This is a genomic window from Shewanella sp. ISS20, assembly GCF_056522965.1.
In genome coordinates this window covers 3213308-3231298 of the sequence record NZ_JAWRZK010000001.1, presented here as the reverse complement: position 1 = coordinate 3231298, position 17991 = coordinate 3213308, and the positions used below count along the sequence as shown (strand labels likewise).

Annotated in this window: 17 protein-coding genes and 1 other RNA gene; 9 read left to right on the top strand and 9 right to left on the bottom strand. The window is 47.1% G+C overall.

Annotated elements, in window-relative coordinates; genetic code table 11:
- Positions 1-73 precede the first annotated feature (73 nt).
- The gene (locus AC1HDP_RS14690) at positions 74-1027 is read left to right on the top strand and encodes a hypothetical protein (protein WP_479639313.1); all 954 of its coding nucleotides are present in this window, start codon (positions 74-76) and stop codon (positions 1025-1027) included.
- A gap of 89 nt (positions 1028-1116) precedes the next feature.
- Positions 1117-1671 (top strand): lipid-binding SYLF domain-containing protein, encoded by a 555-nt coding sequence (locus tag AC1HDP_RS14685; RefSeq protein ID WP_479639900.1) that lies wholly within the window; start codon positions 1117-1119, stop codon positions 1669-1671.
- A 142-nt stretch (positions 1672-1813) separates the two neighbouring features.
- Here the strand turns inward: AC1HDP_RS14685 and AC1HDP_RS14680 are convergent, their stop codons facing one another.
- From AC1HDP_RS14680 to AC1HDP_RS14670, 3 genes are all read right to left on the bottom strand, one after another.
- A complete protein-coding gene (locus AC1HDP_RS14680; protein WP_479639312.1) occupies positions 1814-2398 on the bottom strand; it encodes a hypothetical protein in 585 nt (194 codons plus the stop codon).
- Between the two features lie 157 nt (positions 2399-2555).
- Positions 2556-2882: a YkvA family protein gene (locus AC1HDP_RS14675; RefSeq protein WP_479639311.1), complete on the bottom strand. Its 327-nt coding sequence runs from the start codon at positions 2880-2882 to the stop codon at positions 2556-2558.
- A 61-nt stretch (positions 2883-2943) separates the two neighbouring features.
- Positions 2944-5340: a YgiQ family radical SAM protein gene (locus AC1HDP_RS14670; RefSeq protein ID WP_479639310.1), complete on the bottom strand. Its 2397-nt coding sequence runs from the start codon at positions 5338-5340 to the stop codon at positions 2944-2946.
- 344 nt (positions 5341-5684) lie between these two features.
- Between AC1HDP_RS14670 and AC1HDP_RS14665 the strand changes: the two genes are divergently transcribed.
- Together AC1HDP_RS14665 and AC1HDP_RS14660 are read left to right on the top strand one after the other, a co-directional pair.
- Complete coding sequence (locus tag AC1HDP_RS14665; RefSeq protein ID WP_479639309.1) at positions 5685-6905, top strand: threonine/serine exporter family protein; 1221 nt, start codon at positions 5685-5687, stop codon at positions 6903-6905.
- A 152-nt stretch (positions 6906-7057) separates the two neighbouring features.
- A complete protein-coding gene (locus tag AC1HDP_RS14660; protein ID WP_479639308.1) occupies positions 7058-8776 on the top strand; it encodes a BamA/TamA family outer membrane protein in 1719 nt (572 codons plus the stop codon).
- Positions 8777-8870: 94 nt separating this feature from the next.
- On the opposite strand, the gene rnpB is transcribed toward AC1HDP_RS14660, so the two are convergent.
- Both rnpB and rsmI read right to left on the bottom strand, forming a co-directional pair.
- An RNA gene (rnpB, locus tag AC1HDP_RS14655) (RNase P RNA component class A) lies at positions 8871-9240 on the bottom strand.
- 75 nt (positions 9241-9315) lie between these two features.
- The gene (gene rsmI, locus AC1HDP_RS14650; protein ID WP_479639307.1) at positions 9316-10182 is read right to left on the bottom strand and encodes a 16S rRNA (cytidine(1402)-2'-O)-methyltransferase; all 867 of its coding nucleotides are present in this window, start codon (positions 10180-10182) and stop codon (positions 9316-9318) included.
- A gap of 108 nt (positions 10183-10290) precedes the next feature.
- Between rsmI and AC1HDP_RS14645 the strand changes: the two genes are divergently transcribed.
- From AC1HDP_RS14645 to AC1HDP_RS14630, 4 genes are all read left to right on the top strand, one after another.
- Positions 10291-12102, top strand: coding sequence for a penicillin-binding protein activator (locus AC1HDP_RS14645; protein ID WP_479639306.1), 1812 nt, complete (start codon positions 10291-10293; stop codon positions 12100-12102).
- On the top strand, positions 12099-12428 hold the full coding sequence (locus AC1HDP_RS14640) for a YraN family protein (RefSeq protein WP_479639305.1): 330 nt from the start codon (positions 12099-12101) through the stop codon (positions 12426-12428). Before AC1HDP_RS14645 ends, AC1HDP_RS14640 begins: the two co-directional genes overlap by 4 nt.
- 67 nt (positions 12429-12495) lie before the next feature.
- Positions 12496-13089 carry a phosphoheptose isomerase gene (locus AC1HDP_RS14635; protein ID WP_140930520.1) on the top strand — a complete coding sequence of 198 codons (594 nt, stop codon included), beginning with the start codon at positions 12496-12498 and terminating at the stop codon, positions 13087-13089.
- Positions 13086-13658: a BON domain-containing protein gene (locus tag AC1HDP_RS14630; protein WP_479639304.1), complete on the top strand. Its 573-nt coding sequence runs from the start codon at positions 13086-13088 to the stop codon at positions 13656-13658. The genes AC1HDP_RS14635 and AC1HDP_RS14630 overlap by 4 nt, the downstream gene beginning before the upstream one ends.
- On the opposite strand, the gene AC1HDP_RS14625 is transcribed toward AC1HDP_RS14630, so the two are convergent.
- The gene (locus AC1HDP_RS14625) at positions 13627-14529 is read right to left on the bottom strand and encodes a DMT family transporter (RefSeq protein WP_479639303.1); all 903 of its coding nucleotides are present in this window, start codon (positions 14527-14529) and stop codon (positions 13627-13629) included. The genes AC1HDP_RS14630 and AC1HDP_RS14625 overlap by 32 nt on opposite strands.
- Before the next feature lie 120 nt (positions 14530-14649).
- Here AC1HDP_RS14625 and AC1HDP_RS14620 point away from each other — a divergent pair, with 120 nt between their 5' ends.
- Positions 14650-15552, top strand: a complete 903-nt coding sequence (locus tag AC1HDP_RS14620; protein WP_479639302.1) for a LysR substrate-binding domain-containing protein — start codon at positions 14650-14652, stop codon at positions 15550-15552.
- A 29-nt stretch (positions 15553-15581) separates the two neighbouring features.
- On the opposite strand, the gene trpS is transcribed toward AC1HDP_RS14620, so the two are convergent.
- Genes trpS through rpe form a run of 3 tightly spaced genes read right to left on the bottom strand, consistent with a single transcriptional unit; the run spans position 15582 to position 17957 of the window.
- The gene (trpS, locus tag AC1HDP_RS14615; RefSeq protein ID WP_479639301.1) at positions 15582-16580 is read right to left on the bottom strand and encodes a tryptophan--tRNA ligase; all 999 of its coding nucleotides are present in this window, start codon (positions 16578-16580) and stop codon (positions 15582-15584) included.
- 22 nt (positions 16581-16602) lie between these two features.
- On the bottom strand, positions 16603-17283 hold the full coding sequence (locus AC1HDP_RS14610; RefSeq protein WP_479639300.1) for a phosphoglycolate phosphatase: 681 nt from the start codon (positions 17281-17283) through the stop codon (positions 16603-16605).
- A complete protein-coding gene (gene rpe / locus AC1HDP_RS14605) occupies positions 17283-17957 on the bottom strand; it encodes a ribulose-phosphate 3-epimerase (RefSeq protein ID WP_479639299.1) in 675 nt (224 codons plus the stop codon). Before rpe ends, AC1HDP_RS14610 begins: the two co-directional genes overlap by 1 nt.
- Between the last annotated feature and the right edge of the window lie 34 nt (positions 17958-17991).

Below are 17991 nucleotides of genomic sequence, written 5' to 3'. Positions count from 1 at the left end.
ACTCGGTTTACCCTTATCACTGAGATGACCTAAGACTCGCAGTGCCTGTTATAACGATTAGTGAGGTGACTCGATGCTCGAATTTAATCAGTATTTGCAGCAGGCTTTTTGGTGGTTATCGCTCATCGCGGGTATTCACTGCCTGCTATTGGGCGTATATATTCGTTATATTTATCGCGGACGCCAGCAGCATCACACCTTACTGGTCGCTCTTATTAGCTTGATTGGATTATATTTTTTTAGCGGCACTTTACCCATAGTTGAGCTTGATAGCTCATCCCATCTAGTGCAATCGCATTTACTGCATTTAAGCTTATTTCCCATTTATTTTTTAGTGATGCCAGTGCTGTACCAGTATAGCTATCGCAGCTTGCATCAAATCACTTCCCCCATAAATCTTAACTTGCATCTACTGCCAACCATTATCGCTATTGTCTTAGTAATTGTTGCCGCCAGCTGGCAACAATTGGGACTGAGTGGTTTTGAATTTAATGCTCTCGAATCCAAGGCATTAGCATTAAGCGCCGTCAACGTAAATGATCCGCTAATTGCCGCGCCTCAAGAAGCCACTCAATTTAGCCTCTTAGCCTTAGTGCTACCCCTATGCTTATTGCTGCAGAGCGGCTGTTATTTTGTCGCTACATTTAGGCTACTTAATCACTTTACTAGCCGCGCCAGTCGCGCTCATCAAATGAGCCTAAGAGATATCAAGTGCCGCTGGTTATTGGTATTAACTCTGTGTTTACTCGCCAACTGGTTAGTGCGCAATACACTCGTATTCATCCCTTTTTATTTCAATAGCGACATTACGGTCGCAAGCTTAATCCTGCCCAGATTATTGATGCTGATCAGCCTGTACGGTTTAGCCTTTTATGGCCTTAAACAAATTACCCAAGCCGCCTATTTACGCGGTTTACTGAGCCAGCAAACCGTTAATGCCAATAAAGCCAGCTCGCAATTATTAAGTTCAGAAGAGCTCGCCTATTTGCAAAAAGTCATACACCAAACACCATTAAGTAAAGACTAATATTTAGCTGGCGCAGTGGCGACTTATGGTTATTATGAGATGAGCCTAACCAATCGCACTTATCAGGGAGATGCTCAATGACCACCTCAATTAAAGCCATGCTAGTGTTGCTCAGCGCAGGAATTTGCCAAGTGTTTAGCATGCCTAGCGCTTGGGCAGATTCAAGCTATCAAGATGCCCTCAGCCATTTTAAGCAAGCGCCGCAAACCGCCCCATTTTTTAATAATGCCTATGGTTATGCTTTATTCCCAACCGTTGCCAAAGGTGGCTTTGGTGTTGGCGCAGCGTATGGCGAAGGTAAAGTATTTGTGGCAGGAAAAGCCACAGGCAACACCAGCTTAAGTCAAGTATCTATAGGGTTTCAGCTCGGCGGCCAAGCTTATAGTGAGATTATTTTCTTTCAGCATCAAAAGGCCTATGAAACCTTTACCAGTGGCGAGTTTGAATTTGGCGCGCAGGCATCAGCCGTAGCCTTAAATATGGGCGTTAACGCTCAAGCAGGAAGTACAGGCACCAGCGCCAAAGCCGGCAACGCTGTTGCTGCTCAGTACATTAATGGTATGACAGTGTTTACCCTTGCCAAAGGTGGCTTGATGTATGAAGCCGCGCTAGCAGGCCAAGCGTTTAGCTTCAGCCCGCGTTAAGTTCATCATTTGCTTAATGCGCTCAATCTTATTTAGTGAGCTTAATTCACATAGAGCTTAAATCACCAAATTACTCGCAGCCCAGATGCTAGATTTATAGCATCTGGGCTGGCTATTTATTAACGCCTCATTGACTCTTAGCCTATTCATGCCCCCACGGGCTTGGCGGCAAAGCCACTGGCTGGGTTAAATCAAATTCCACCAAAAAGTCACGGTTAGCGCGATTAAGGCGATAACTAAAGCTCTTACCGTCTATGCCCATATGCCACACATTAGTGACAGATTGACTCAAGCCATTGGCCATGAAGTTGGCAATTGAAAACTCATCCACAGGAAAAGATTGCAAGGTGGCGCTTCCCGTTGTGGCCGTATCGCCGCCATACATAGTGACTGTATCTGAGCGGCCATCTTGATGACGATGATCATGCTTTAACTGCAGGCCTTGGGCGGTTTTAGTAATGACCCACGTGCGGGAATGATCATCGCCCACATGAAAAGGAACTGTTAATTGCTGATCGCTGCATTCACGCACATGCATGATTAGCCTCTTATTGCTAAAGCTAGCATCGGCTGCGCTCGCATTAACAACTGTGCCGGCGTACGCCTTACCGCAATGCGCCTTAATGGCATCAAAAAATGCCAATTGCTTTGAATCTAACTCTTGGCTTAATACGGAAAATGGCAGGCTGCCAGCAAGTAATAAATACAGAGGGAGTTTAGGTGTCATTATGATTATTACCTCTCTTATAGGGAGGTCACAATCTAGCATAAGCTTGGCTTAGTCGCAGAATAAATGACCAAACCAATAATGCAATTTAACACTAAGAGCTAACTATCCAGCAAAGTGGCAGAGGTTAAGATGCTTAACGACCAGCCAAAAGGGACTAGCTAAACCAGCGCGCTAAGGTTTCGCTCGATTTACGCTTAACCTCATCATCAATATACAAGGACACCATGCCTACGGCCGCGGCCAGTGCACCGAGATCATCGGTAAAGCCCATTAGCGGCGTAATATCCGGCACGGCATCAAGTGGCATAATGAAGTAGCCTAAGGCGCCAAAAATAACGGCCTGAGCCCATTTAGGAGTATCAGGGCGCTGCGCGGCATAAAACAGCCATAAGGCTTTTTCTACCGCTTCTTGACCGGCCTTGAGGGCAAACATTTTCAGCTTTTGCCAAAAGCCCTGCTCACTATATTCGCTTTGACTCATATCATCCCCTGATGGCTAATTTGCACCTGCCAAGCTTGATACTTGGCAGCACTCGAATTAACTACTTCGCCTTATTGGCTTTATTCGCCTTGTTGCCATTACTTGCTGCTGGCTGCGCTTTACCAAAAATCGGTCTTGGACCGCGGGCGCCGGACTTTGGTTTAGCACTGCTAGGCTTATTACTAGGCTTAAGCGCATCTGACTTATCAATATCTGACTTACCAGCATTCGCTTTGCCGGCATTAGGCTTGCCTGAGCCAGTTTTATCCGCATGACCTTTACCAGCGGCCGCATTGCCTTTAGCGCCACCTTTAACATTGGAGTTTGGCTTGCGCGCATCATGTTGATTATCGCTAAAACGCGTTGCCGCTTGTTGGCCTTTAGGTGCGGGCTTATTACCCCAGCTTTTAGCTTCATTGCGACCTTCAGGCGGCACTAAGCAATTAGAGCCAGTACCTATCAAATAGGCTTTACCCATGGCTTGCAATGCTTCACGGATTAATGGCCAATCTGTGCTGTCATGGTAGCGTAATAAAGCTTTGTGCAAGCGGCGCTGCCGCCCCTTTTTCGGCACAGATACTTGCTCACTGCCATGCTTCACATTTTTAAGCGAATTAAGCTCAGTGTGATAAATGGTCGTGGCATTGGCCATAGGTGATGGATAAAAGTTTTGCACTTGATCTAGCTTAAAGCGGCGCTCTTTTAACCATAAGGCTAAGTTGACCATATCTTCATCTGTGGTGCCTGGGTGCGCCGATATGAAGTAAGGAATTAAATACTGCTGCTTGCCCGCTTCTAGGGAAAACTTATCAAACAACTCTTTAAACTTGTCATAAGACCCCATGCCAGGCTTCATCATCTTAGATAATGGCCCTTCTTCGGTATGCTCTGGGGCAATCTTTAAATAGCCACCCACATGATACTTAGCGAGCTCTTTAACATAGCGAGGATCTTCAATGGCTAAGTCGTAACGCACGCCAGAGGCAATCAGTACCTTTTTAATACCTGGTACGTCACGCGCGGCACGGTATAAATCAATAGTGTGCTGATGATCTGTGTCCAAATGTCCACAAATGGCGGGATAGACACAAGATAAACGCCGGCAGGTTTTTTCAGCTTTTTCGCTCTTGCAGCCCAAACGATACATGTTTGCAGTCGGGCCACCGAGATCGGAAATCACGCCAGTAAAGCCTGGAACTTTATCGCGAATATCTTTAATTTCTTTAATAATCGACTCTTGCGAGCGACTTTGAATAATCCGCCCTTCATGCTCAGTAATAGAGCAGAAAGAACAGCCACCAAAACAGCCTCGCATGATGTTGATTGAGGTTTTAATCATGTCATAGGCAGGAATTTTTTCATTGCCATAAGCAGGATGCGCTATGCGCTGATAAGGCAAATCAAAGACAGCATCCATCTCATCGGTATTTAATGGCCAAGCCGGCGGATTAACCCACACAGAGCGATCACCATGAGGCTGCATTAAAGCGCGGGCGCAACCTGGGTTTTGCTCTTGATGCAAAATCCGTGAGGCGTGAGCATACAGATATTTATCAGTACTAACCTTTTCATAGGCTGGCAGCAACACATAGGTTTTTTCCCATGGGCGCGGCTTAGGCGGCTGCACACTGATGGCTTTAGGCGCGTCATTATCAAAAATCTTGGCATCACTTGGGCCAGATAAATTCTTGCAACCAACGTCATCGGCGCCATAAGGGTTGGGAATGGGATCGATTTTATGCAGTTGATCTAACTTGCGCGAATCCATACCGCGCCATTCAGGCAAGGCTTGCTTAACAATAATGGCGGTGCCGCGGACATCGGTTAAATCGGCTGCGGCTTCACCTGCTGCTAATCTGTGGGCAACTTCGACTAATGGGCGCTCAGCGTTACCGTAAATCAGTAAATCGGCCTTAGCATCAAAAATTACGCTGCGGCGCACTTTATCTGACCAATAGTCGTAGTGCGCTATGCGGCGCAAACTGGCTTCAATGCCGCCAATCACTACAGGCACGTCTTTAAAGGCTTCTTTACAGCGCTGGGTATACACAGTCACGGCGCGATCGGGGCGTTTGCCGCCGATGTTACCTGGGGTATAGGCATCATCGTGGCGCATTCTGCGATCGGCGGTATAGCGGTTGATCATTGAATCCATGTTGCCAGCCGTCACCCCAAAAAATAAATTGGGCTTACCTAGGCGCATAAAGTCATCTTTACTCGACCAATCGGGCTGAGCAATAATGCCCACTCTAAAGCCTTGGGCTTCAAGCATGCGGCCAATCACGGCCATACCAAAGCTTGGGTGATCGACATAGGCATCCCCGGTCACTAAGATAATATCGCAACTATCCCAACCTAATTTATCCATCTCTTTGCGAGACATGGGCAAGAACGGCGCAATGCCGTAGCACTCAGCCCAAAATTTAGGGTAAGAAAACAAGCTGGATTCAACATGCATAGTGACTAGTTAACCTTCAATATTCAGCAACAGGAGGCATGACAAACAATAAGCATAGCTAAATCGCTAAGTGCTCGGCCTCCAAAATGGCGCGCATTATAACAGGCAAGGTTATCAAGGAGCGACTAAAAAAACAGCTAACTGGTGCTATGCCTCTAATATTCACCGCAGCCATAAGCTTCCCGCTAAACATGCCATCACCAAGGAAACATTGCCTCAGCGAGCAACATCTACTCAACCAAAGCCAAATATGATGCAAATAGCTCACAATTCAAATAAACACATTAACAACTTAGGCGCTTCACGCTAAAATCCGCTCGCCTTTTAGCTAACATGCGACATTCATGGATCCGATAGAGTTCTCTTTAAAGCGCCGCTTCATTATCAAATTAGGCAAAGCCTTGCATCAATACGGCACTCCAGCCTATCGCCTCGAAGCGCATTTACGTCGTGTCTCAGCCCATTTAGGCTTAGAAGGCTATTTTTTAATTTCCCCAACCTCGATGACATTCGTGCTCAATCATGGCGAAGATCAGGAATATAACCATGTCGCGCGGGTGAAACCTGGCGATCTTGATTTAGGATCTTTGGCGCGCTGCGATGATCTCGTGGATGAAGTGCTCGATGGCAGGCGCGACCTAATGGAAGCCAATGAAAGACTTGGCGATATTATTAAGCGGCCATCTGACTACAACAGCCTAGTCACTGGCATAGCTTATACCTTAACGCCAGCCGCCTTTGCCATGTTAATAGCGACTGGTTGGCATGATGTCTATTGGTCATGCTTACTGGGGTTTTTGGTGTTTGTGTTAGTTAAGCTGTCGGAAAAATCGCCGCGCTTAACCGAAATGCTTGAACCGTTAGCGGCCATTGTTTGCGGCTTTGGTGCCACCACCATTGCCTTTGTCGACCCCTTGGTCAATATTCCCGTGCTTATTCTCTCAGGTATCATAGTGTTTGTGCCGGGTTTAGCCTTGACCTTAGGCTTAGCCGAATTAGCGGCGCGCGACCTGATCTCAGGCACAGCGCGCATCATGGACGCCTTAATGCTGATGTGTAAGCTCTATTTCGGCGGCTTTCTTGGCATCATGATTGCTCAAGCGATTTTTGGCACACCAACCACAGTTCCAGATGAACCATTGGCGCGCTGGGTAATTTGGAGCGCTGTACCATTTCTTTCCTGCTTACTGGTCGTGCTGTTTAAAGCGCGTCCGAAAGATGCGCCATGGGGCATTAGTGCAGGCATCATCGCCTTCTTATTTGCCATGTTAGGCGGTATGTATTTAGGCGAATCTATCGGTATTTTTGTGGGCGCCTTGGCCGTCGGCATTTATGCCAATCTCTATAGTCGCTGGATGCACGCACCCGCGACTATCGCGCTACTTCAAGGCATAGTGATTTTAGTGCCCGGCAGTAAAACTTATATTGGCCTTAATTCGTTAGTCTCTGGCGAGATGATCCTAAACCAAGTGAATGTGGGCTCGCAGTTATTCTTAATCTTTATGTCGCTTATCGCTGGGCTGATTTTTGCCAATGTAGCCGTGCCCCCCAGATCCACCTTGTAGCCCAACAGCCAAGCCGACGATAAGTTTTACTTACTGTTATAAAAAGCCTTTTTTTCATCGCAATGGATAAAAGCTTGAGCAATTCACTTGACGGCAGACCAGAATGCGTATGTTATTAAAATGTAACTTACCGCTAAGCATGGAGCCGTCAAGTGGACAAGTCTTTCGTCGTGCTAGTTGCTATGTCACTACCATTGACGGCCATCTCGGCCGAGATAGAAGACTGTGAATTTGGCGCGGCATCGGCAGCTGAGCCTGTGGTTAAGATTGATAAAATTCATATCCAAAGCAATGACATTTTTGATGAAGACTTAGACGATAGTTTTTTTATCCATCGCTGGGCCAATGCATTGCATATCAACACCTTACCTAGTGTCATCGCCAACCACCTCAGTATTAGCGCAGGCGAAGCCGTCACCGCCGCACAAATCAATGAAGCCGAGCGTTTACTCAGAGCCCAACCCCATATTCGCGAGGCCAAAGTAACACTTGTAGCCAAAGGCAATTCGGCAACGGCTCAAGGCTCCCTTGGCAAAAGTGCGACTGTGGGCGGTAACACTCCAACTAATACAACCGCTGACAACAAGATTGGCGGCGATAATCCTCCTTGTGTTCAGCAAGACTTATTGGTCGAAACTTGGGATAACTGGTCACTGCTGCCCACCTTTAGCGCAGGGCGCTCAAGTGGCGAAAATAAGCTTTCCTTTGGCATCAAAGAAGACAACTTGTTAGGTACCGGCATAAGCACAGATATTAAATATCAGTCAGATCAAGACCGCACAGGTTATAAGTTAGCGGTTAATGCTCCGATTAATTGGATCTCGCACTCAAACTTACTCTTAGATTTTTATGACAATAGCGACGGCCAAGCCAGCCATCTGCTATTTAATAAACCATTTTTTAGCTTAGATGGCAGCCATAGCTATCACGTAGAATATTTAGAAGATGTGCGTATCGACACCCTAGAGCAAAACGGTGTCGATATTAATAAATTCCAGCACGACACTCAGTTTTACAGCGCCGATTACGGCTGGTTATATCATTACGATAAACACCATACCCAGCGCATTATTGCTGGGGTCACGGTCGATCAACACCAGTTTTATCCAAACTTTTTATACCCAGATGGACCATTACCCCAAGATCGCGACTTTCTTTATCCATGGCTCGCGTGGGAGTCCATTGAAGATGAATTTAAGGTGCTTAATAACGTCAATTTCATCAATCACAGTGAAGATATTAACTTAGGCTTTTATCACTACCTGCAAGTGGGATTAGAAACTCGCGATCGCCGCAGTTCAGCGCCTGGCTACCATATCAAAGGCTTAACTAGCATGGGGTTTGAGCGCGATAATCACTTAGTTCTTGCCCAAATTAGCGCCAAGGCCGTGCTCAATACCGGCATAGAAGATTATTATTGGGCGCAAATGAGCGGTGAATATTATTACAACATCAATCCGAAATGGACCAGCTTTAACAGGTTAGCCTTAAGCACTAGCCAACACTTGCCATTAGATATGCCAAGCGCCCTTGGCGACAATACCGGGCTGCGCGGTTATGCCAACAATTATCAATATGGCGACCATCAATGGCTGTTTACCACAGAGCTGCGACATTACCCCAATATCAATCTCTATCAATTTGCTGAACTTGGCTGGGCAGCATTTGCCGATATTGGCCAAGCCTTTGGCGGCGATGATAGCAATAATGCCATTACCGGCCCCATAGGAAGTGTCGGTGTTGGCGCTCGCTTGTATTCATCACGTTCCAGCTATGGCAACGTCGCCCATATAGATATTTCAGTGCCTATCACAACAGGTCCCAATGTCAGTAGTTGGGAGTGGCGTTTTCAAGTGAAAAACCGATTTTAAACGGCTGAACAATCAATGACAGGCAAAAATATTGAGAAAATAAAATGTTAGAAAACAAAAAAGCCTCACATTGCTGTGAGGCTTTTTATTGAATGAGGTGAGTTGGCCGATAAGCCGGGTCCTGTCTTGGACAGTCATTCATCTAGGCCGTTAATCGCTCAACGGCTCAAGCAATCTACCCGGTTCCAACGCGAGCCACGCATTAACTTACCTAAGTAAGCAGTGGAACCCTATTTGATCTTGCTCCGGGTGGAGTTTACCATGCCACGAACTGTTGCCAGCCGCGCGGTGCGCTCTTACCGCACCCTTTCACCCTTACCGACCTGATAAATCAGGCAGGCGGTCTGCTCTCTGTTGCACTGGTCGTCGGCTTGCGCCGCCCAGGCGTTACCTGGCACCCTGCTCTATGGAGCCCGGACTTTCCTCCCCGTTCTTACGAACGCAGCGACTGTCTGGCCAACTCGGCGGCGATTATAGCCTAAGCACTCACATGCACCAACCCTTATTACGCCTACATAGGGCAAAAGCCAACCAACTGCTTATAAACCCGCCTCTAAGCCGTATTTATACAGGGCATTCTTTTTAACGTTATGAATTTGCGCGGCCAAGGCAGCGGCTTTTTTAAGCGGCAATTCAGTGCATAACAAGTTTAAGGTCGCAAGCACAGGCGCAGCAATGGCTTCGTCATCGGCTTGGGAGAAACCGTGACACATCAAGACGATTTCACCCTTTTGCTGATTTGGGTCAGACATCACTTTAGCTAAGACTTCTTCAGCAGCGCCGCATAAGAAGGTCTCAAAAGTCTTAGTGACTTCACGCGCCATCACGATTTGGCGATCGGCGCCAAACACTTGCACTATGCCCTGCAAACTATATTCAATGCGATGCGGCGACTCATAAAAAATCAAGGTGCGCGGATCTTCCATTAAGGTAGTGAGCTTATCTATGCGCGCTTTTTCTTTTGACGGCAAAAAGCCTTCAAAACTAAAACGATCAGAAGGTAAGCCTGAAGCGCTTAAAGCGGTAATGGCAGCGCATGGCCCTGGTAACGGCACCACAGGGAAGCCTGCATTACGCACGTGCGATACTAAGTGATAACCAGGATCTGAAATCAGCGGCGTGCCCGCATCTGAAATCAAGGCGATACGCTTACCTTGACTCAATAAGTCCACTAAATACTGGGCACGCGCGCGTTCATTATGATCATGCAACGCCATGGTTTTAGTACTGATACCAAAATGGCTTAACAATTTGCCACTATGGCGGGTATCTTCACAAGCGATTAAGTCAACCTGTTGCAACACCTCTTGGGCGCGCTGACTCATGTCGGCAAGATTACCTATCGGGGTCGGCACGATATAAAGTGCAAGATTAAGTGACGATTCCGCATTGGCCGCTAGGGTCATATTTACCTCTGAAATCAAACTGCCAGACCCACAATATTGATCCAATACTTTCGCGGGGCCAGAGACAAGGTTAAACTAAAGCCAGCATCTTACCATGAGTATCGCCAAGTGTTGAAAAGCCTAAATCGATCGCATCTTATTTGTCTGACTGTGTTTGCCTTAACGTTAGGGGGCTGCGCGAGTCAATCATCGGCGCCTAAGCCATCACAGCCACAAAAACTGGTGTCCTTAGCCGAAGCTAATTTGCCGGCGCAGGAGTATTTAGCGCAGGCGCAACTAGCTACTCATAGCGAAAATAAACACCGACTGTTGTTATTAGCAGCGCAAGCCTACCTGCAACAAGGCGATTATTCTGCGGCTGATAAAATTTTAACCTCGATTGGTAAGCAGTTGAGCCCGCAGCCGCAAGTGCAAGCTCAGTACCGTTACCTCACCGCGTGGTCACAACATTTGCAGGGGCAAGAACGCGCCGCCCTTGAACTGTTAAATTACCCAAGCCAATGGCAACTTCAGAACTGGCAGCAAGCTAATCGCTGGCAGTTACAAGCTAAAATTTATGGCGTATTGGGTCAGGGATTTCAGCAAGCTCAAGCCTTAGTAGAACTCAGCCGCTATGTTCCTGCCGAAACCACAGAAGCTGTGAATAATAACTTGTGGCAAATATTGCAAAGCTTGCCCTTAGATCAATTGGCGCAAACTCAAGTTAATCAAGACCCTCTGTTTGCTGGCTGGTTACAGCTTGCTTATATCGCCAAGCATTATGGCGTTAACCCTAATCAATTAGTGCGCTATTTAGGCCAATGGCAGCAGCGCAACCCTATGCACCCTGCCGCTAAAAAGTTGCCACCAGATTTGCAAAGTGCGCTGAATACTCAGCCCTACACTCCTAAAACCATAGCGGTATTACTGCCGTTATCGGGCAAGTTTGCAGCGCTAGCAGACCCGGTAAGACAAGGCATAATGGCCGCCTTTTTAGCAGCGCCAGAGCGCGGCATTAACCTTAAGTTTTTTGATACGGCAGTGAGCGCCACCACGGCTTATGAACAAGCGGTGAATGCCAAGGCTGAATTTATTATCGGGCCGCTATTGCCAAGCGCTGTGGATGAAGTGAACCGCTTGCAACACACTATTCCTCAGCTTTACCTTAATCACACTGAACAGCAAGTCAGTGGCAAGGATCAATACTTCTTTGCCTTATCGCCATCAGAAGAAGCCAGTGACGGCGCAAATCGCCTCTATCACAACGGCATTCGTCATCCGCTCGTGCTGGTTAGTGATGATTCAACCAGTAAACGCATGGCCGAAAGCTTTGCCCAAACCTGGCAGCAATTAAGCCATACCAAGGCCGAAATTCATTATTACCAAGCGGGTGATAAGATGAAATTAGCTGTGCAGCAAGCTCTTGGCGTTAAAGATAGCCAAGAGCGCATTGCCCGCATCAAGCAGTTACTGGGCACTAAGGTCGAAGCCGATTTCCGCTCGCGCCAAGATGTTGATGCTATTTACATGATTTCTGGCCCCAATGATTTAAGTTTGCTAAAACCCTTTATTGATGTGAATGTCAGCGTGTTTAGTACGCCAGCGCCCTTATACACCAGCAGCCGCAGCCGTTTGGAAGGCGATAGAAATGCCATCGAGTTTAATAACTTAACGGTAAGTGACATTCCATGGCTGATTGCCCCCACCGAAGAAACTAAAGCTGTGAGCGCTCTGTTCCCTCGTTGGCAAAATAGCCAAAAGCGTTTATTTGCTATGGGGTATGATTCGCTGTCATTAGTTGATAAGTTAGTGCAGATGCGCGCGTTTTCAGGCTATCAATATCAAGGACTAACAGGTAACTTATCGGTACAGGCAGATGGTAAGATAATTCGCCACCTTAGCTGGGGTAAGTATCAACAAGGTAGCTTAATTCCACTATGACAATAAGCGGCGCAGAGGCAGAACAGTTGGCTTGCCAGTATTTGCAAGCACAAGGGCTGATTCTAGTCGCCAGCAATGTGCGTTACCCTTTTGGTGAATTAGATCTCGTAATGAGAGACAATGACTATTGGGTGTTTGTCGAGGTAAAATACCGCAGTCACCAAGGATATGGTGGGGCGTTAGCCGCGATGAGTCCGCAAAAAATTCAACGTTTACGTCGAGCTGCCAGTCATTATCTGCAGCTCAAGCACATAGATGCACCTTGTCGTTGCGATGTATTAGCCATCGACAACCAAGATTATCAGTGGTTAAAAGATGCCTTTTAACCTAAGCGATCGCTAATAGGTAGACAGTGTCTACTGAAGATCTCCAAGAATGAGTAAGGTTTAGTTGATGTTAGAACGTATCAAAGGCAGTTTCACTGAGTCCATCCAAACCAAAATTGATGCCGCAGAAGCTCTGCCAGATTCAATCGCTATGGCCGCTGAAATGATGGTTCATTGCCTATTAGGTGGCCATAAAATTCTGGCGTGTGGTAATGGTGGTAGCGCAGGTGATGCCCAGCATTTCTCTGCCGAGCTATTGAACCGTTATGAGATTGAGCGTCCGCCATTACCTGCTATCGCCCTGTCAACTGACACCTCAACCATTACGGCCATTGCCAACGATTACAGCTATGACGAGATTTTCTCTAAGCAAATCTTAGCCTTGGGTCAACCTGGTGACATATTGCTGGCGATTTCAACCAGTGGTAACTCAAGCAACGTCATTAAAGCCATGGAAGCTGCCCTGAGCCGCGACATGACTATCGTAGCGTTAACCGGTAAAGATGGCGGCGCTATGGCCGGTTTATTAGGTGGCAATGACGTAGAAATCCGCGTGCCATCAAATGTCACCGCCCGCATCCAAGAAGTGCACTTATTAGTGATCCACTGCTTATGTGACAACATTGACCACACTCTATTCCCACAGGATGAGCAAGCGTGAAAAGGCTGCTGCCTTTAATCTTGTTAGTGCCAATCCTCTCCGGCTGCGCCGGAGTGGTGATGGTGGGCGCTGTGGGCGGCGCGGTCGCCATTAATGACGAACGCAGCCTGCGCACTCAGCTTGACGATACCAATGCCGATTTTGATATCGCCAGCGCCCTAGCTAAGCATCCAGACTTAAAGGCTCAGACCAATATTTCAGGTATTGTGATTAACGGCAATACCTTGCTGGTTGGCCAAGCACCCAATTCCATGCTGCGCGATAAAGCCATTGATACGGTGAAAAGCCTCAAGATTGGCGGCAAAATTCATAATCAAATTCGCATCGGTAATCCCACGTCCTTTACTACTCGCAGCAATGACACTTGGATCACGACTAAGGTCAAAGGTCGAATGCTCAATCATAAAGGGCTAGATACCAGCCGCATTAAGGTGCTCACCGAAAATGGTGAAGTCTATTTGCTGGGTTTAGTCTCCAAGCAGCAAGCTGAGCTTGCTGTTGAAGTAGCGCGCAATACTGCGGGCGTGCGTAAAGTGATTAAAGTTTTTGAATATCCTGAGCAATCTTAAGATTTCTATTTAACTTTTTATTAAGTAACTGCTGCAATTTTTGCCATTGCGGCAGTAATAAAGAGGGCAACACTACCATAGCCGCGCCCAGCCAAGCTAAGTTATCTAACCATTCATCAAACCATAACCAACCAAAGAACACGATAAATATCAGCCCTGAATATTCAGCAATGGCAATTTCCCCCGCCTGCGCTTGCCGATAGGCGAGCACACAAAACCAGTGATACACCATCAAGCAAACATTACTGACGAGCGCCACCATAAGTAACTGCCAGCTTAAGCCTTGAATGCCCTGAATCAATGCCATGACAGCAACCAGCGGCAGTGCTAGCAAGTTATACAGCATGATAGGTAAGATAGGATGGTCATCAAAAGACACTTTACGCAGGGTTAACTGACAGATGGCAAAAGTTAAGGCACTGAATAATACCGCGACACCGGCAATCGCCATGGCGCCAGGTTTTAAAATCAACAGCACGCCCAGCATACCCAGTAACGCACAACCCCATTGCCCTATAGTCACGCGCTCTTTTAAGAAGATATAGCCAAGCACCATGATCATTAACGGCGCAGTATAAAAAAGCGCGCTGACGCTCGCTAATGGCAAGGCCATGATACCTATCACTAAGCCCAGCGCCCCTAACGCGCCAATGTTGGCGCGAAAGAAATGTATGCGCCACGCCTGCGGCTTAGGCTTACCCACCAAATACCACAAAGGAACCAACATCAGAATAGAGGTTAATTGCCTAACTAATAGAAAAGTGGTGGCATTAGTGTCGGCAGGTAACCACTTAATACTGACATCGTACAGCGCGCTAAAAAGATTGCCTGCAACTAGTAAGAGCAAACCCAAAACAACCTTGTTTTTCATGACCATGGCTCTAAAAAGGAAAGGCGCCCATGATAGCGAGCGCAGCTTGCGGCTAAAAATGATGTTTTTTATCAACTCATGAGTTAAATTCATGATGGGTACTAAATAGATGAAATTTACATGAGAAAACTGCCACCACTGCGCGCCTTGCAAGTCTTCGAGGCTGCGGCTCGATTACAACATTTTTCGCAAGCGGGTGATGAGTTATGCATTAGCCAAAGCGCGGTATCCCATCAAATTCGCTCGCTCGAACAGTATTTTGGTACCCATTTATTTGATCGCAGCCGCCGCCAACTGACATTAACCGCTAAAGGCGCGCAATTAGCTCAAGGACTAGAGCAAGGATTTAATGACTTAGCAGCGCTATGCCTGCAAGCGCACGACAGTCCGAGCCAAGAGCTCACCTTAGTGGTTTACAGCTCATTTGCGGTTAAATGGCTTATTCCACGCTTATCGGAATTTAATCGCCGTCACCCTGAGGTGAAGCTGCGACTCAATATGGTGAGTCACGACCCAGACTTAGCCACTCTGGATGGTGACATGCTCATTACCGGTCAGAAAATGCCGCGAGGTTATCATCAAGAGTGCCTACTGCAAGAGCGCTTAATCCCTGTGTGCAGCCCAAGTTATGCGTTAGCGCATTCGCCCATGAGCCTGGAAAACTTCCAGCAGTACATGTTATTGATTGTTGATGAAGATGCTTGGGGGTTAGATTGGCCGCGTTGGTGCGAACGCAATAATATCGCCTTAAATAATAACGCTACCCAGCAGGTGGTTAGCCACGTATTACTGGCGATTGAAGCGGCTGCATCTGGTCTTGGTGTTGCCTTAGCGTCAGATTTTATGGTGGAGCAAGACATAGCCCAAGGCCGCTTAATTGCCCTCCCTTGGCCTGATATTCATACCGGATTTGAGTTTCTATTTTGCTGCCGCCGTCAGCGCGCTGACGATCCAGCCATAACTAAAGTCCGCTCTTGGCTACATCGGCAATTGGCTAACACAGCAATAAAAATGCCGGCATAAGCCGGCATTATGGTTAGCGTAAAACTTAATTACACCAACAGACCTATCTTTTCAGACACGTCTTTTAAGGTCTTAGCGGCGCGGATTTGCGCGCGCTCAGCACCATCTTTCATCACAGCATTAAGATACGCTTCATCGCTGCGAAACTCATGGAAACGCTGCTGCAGCGGCTCTAACATAGAGACTACGGCTTCACCGGTCGCCACTTTAAGATGGCCATACATCTTGCCTTCAAACTGAGCTTCAAGGCTAGCAATGGATTCACCCGTTACGCCAGACATCAGACTTAACAGGTTAGAAACGCCCGCTTTATTTTCTAAGTCATACCGCACGACTGGTGGCTCATCGCCGTCAGTCATGGCTTTCTTGATTTTCTTAAGTACAGTTTTTGGGTCTTCAAGCAGGCCAATGACGTTATTGCGGTTGTCATCTGACTTAGACATCTTCTTTAGCGGTTCTTGCAGCGACATTACCTTAGCGCCATGCTCAGGAATGAAAGGCTCAGGCACCACAAAAGTATCGCCATAGACATTGTTAAAGCGATTAGCGATATCACGGGTCAGTTCTAGATGTTGCTTCTGATCTTGGCCCACAGGAATTTCATTGGCTTGATATAACAAGATATCGGCCGCCATCAGCACAGGATAACCAAACAAGCCAACGTTAATGTTGTTGGCATGCTTTTGCGACTTATCTTTAAACTGAGTCATGCGATTAAGCTCACCCATTTGGGTAAAGCAATTTAAAATCCAGCCCAGCTGCGCATGCTGTGGCACTTGCGATTGAATAAAGACAGTGCTCTTCTTAGGATCAACGCCGCACGCTAGATACAGGGCTAAGGTATCAAGACAAGCTTGTCTTAATTTAGCGGCTTCTTGGCGAACGGTAATGGCATGTAAATCAACCACGCAGTATAGGCAGTCATGGCTATCTTGCATGGCGACCCACTGACGAAGTGCGCCCATGTAGTTACCTATGGTTAATTCACCTGACGGCTGGGCACCGCTTAGCACTATGGGTTTAGTCATTGAAACATCGCTCCGCTATTGATTATGCCTGGGGGAACCAGGTCAATATCTCTGAAAATTGATCATATACGGCATCGGGGCCGTAGAGCCCAATATCTTCACCGTAGTTGTAGCCATAGGTCAAGCCGATTGAGGCAAGATTGGCAGCTTTTGCCGCTAGAATGTCATTTTTTGAATCACCGACCATTAATAACTGCTCAGGCTTTAAGCGCCACTCAGTTAAGAGGTGATTTAATGGCATAGGATTGGGTTTCATCGCAGTAAAGGAATCCCCGCCTAATACCAGTTCAAATAAATCGCTAATACCTAGACTTGCCAATAATGGCACAGTAAAACGATAAGGCTTATTGGTGACTATGGCTAAGCGTAAACCTGATTGCTTTAGGCGTGTTAATACTGCGAGTACATCGGGATAAAGCAAGCTGCGACCATGTAAGTGCTGCTCATAATAGTGCATAAATAATGGCATAGCGGCAGTAAGCTCAGCTTCATCAACCTCAGTTTCTAACGCATGTGTCATGGCTCGGCGCATCAGCATATGAGCGCCATTGCCTACCCAAGCGCGCACTTGGTTTTCAGTGCATGTCTTAAGCCCTAAGTCGGCAAGTGTGGCCTGCGTCGCTAAACATAAATCCGGCACACTATCAACTAAAGTGCCATCAAGATCAAAGGCAACAGCCCGAATGGCTTTGGCATTTATCATCAGGCATCCACCTTAGCCAATTGTTGGCGCATGGCATCGATCACGGTTTTGTAATCTGGTTGACTGAAAATCGCTGAACCCGCCACAAACATGTCGGCGCCAGCCGCCGCTATCTCAGCAATATTATCGGTTTTAACGCCGCCATCCACTTCAAGGCGAATATCAAAGCCACTAGCATCAATACGCGCACGTACTTGGCGCAGCTTATCTAAGGTCGCTGGAATAAATGACTGCCCACCAAACCCCGGATTAACTGACATCAATAAGATGACATCGAGTTTATCCATTACATGATCAAGATAATGCAGCGGCGTTGCTGGATTAAACACTAACCCGGCCTTACAACCCAACTCTTTAATCAACTGCAAGGTGCGATCAACATGCTCTGAGGCTTCTGGATGAAACGTAATAATTGAGGCGCCCGCTTTAGCAAAATCAGGGACTATGCGATCGACAGGTTTAACCATTAAATGCACATCAATATCGGCCGTAATACCGTAATCTCGTAGCGCTTGGCACACCATAGGGCCAATGGTCAGATTAGGTACATAGTGATTATCCATAACATCAAAATGAACCACATCGGCACCCGCAGCTAAAACAGCGGCAACATCATCCCCTAAACGGGCAAAGTCAGCAGATAAAATCGAAGGAGCAATTAAGAAAGGGCGCATATTATTATCTCGAAAAGTCGGGTAGCAAAGCCGT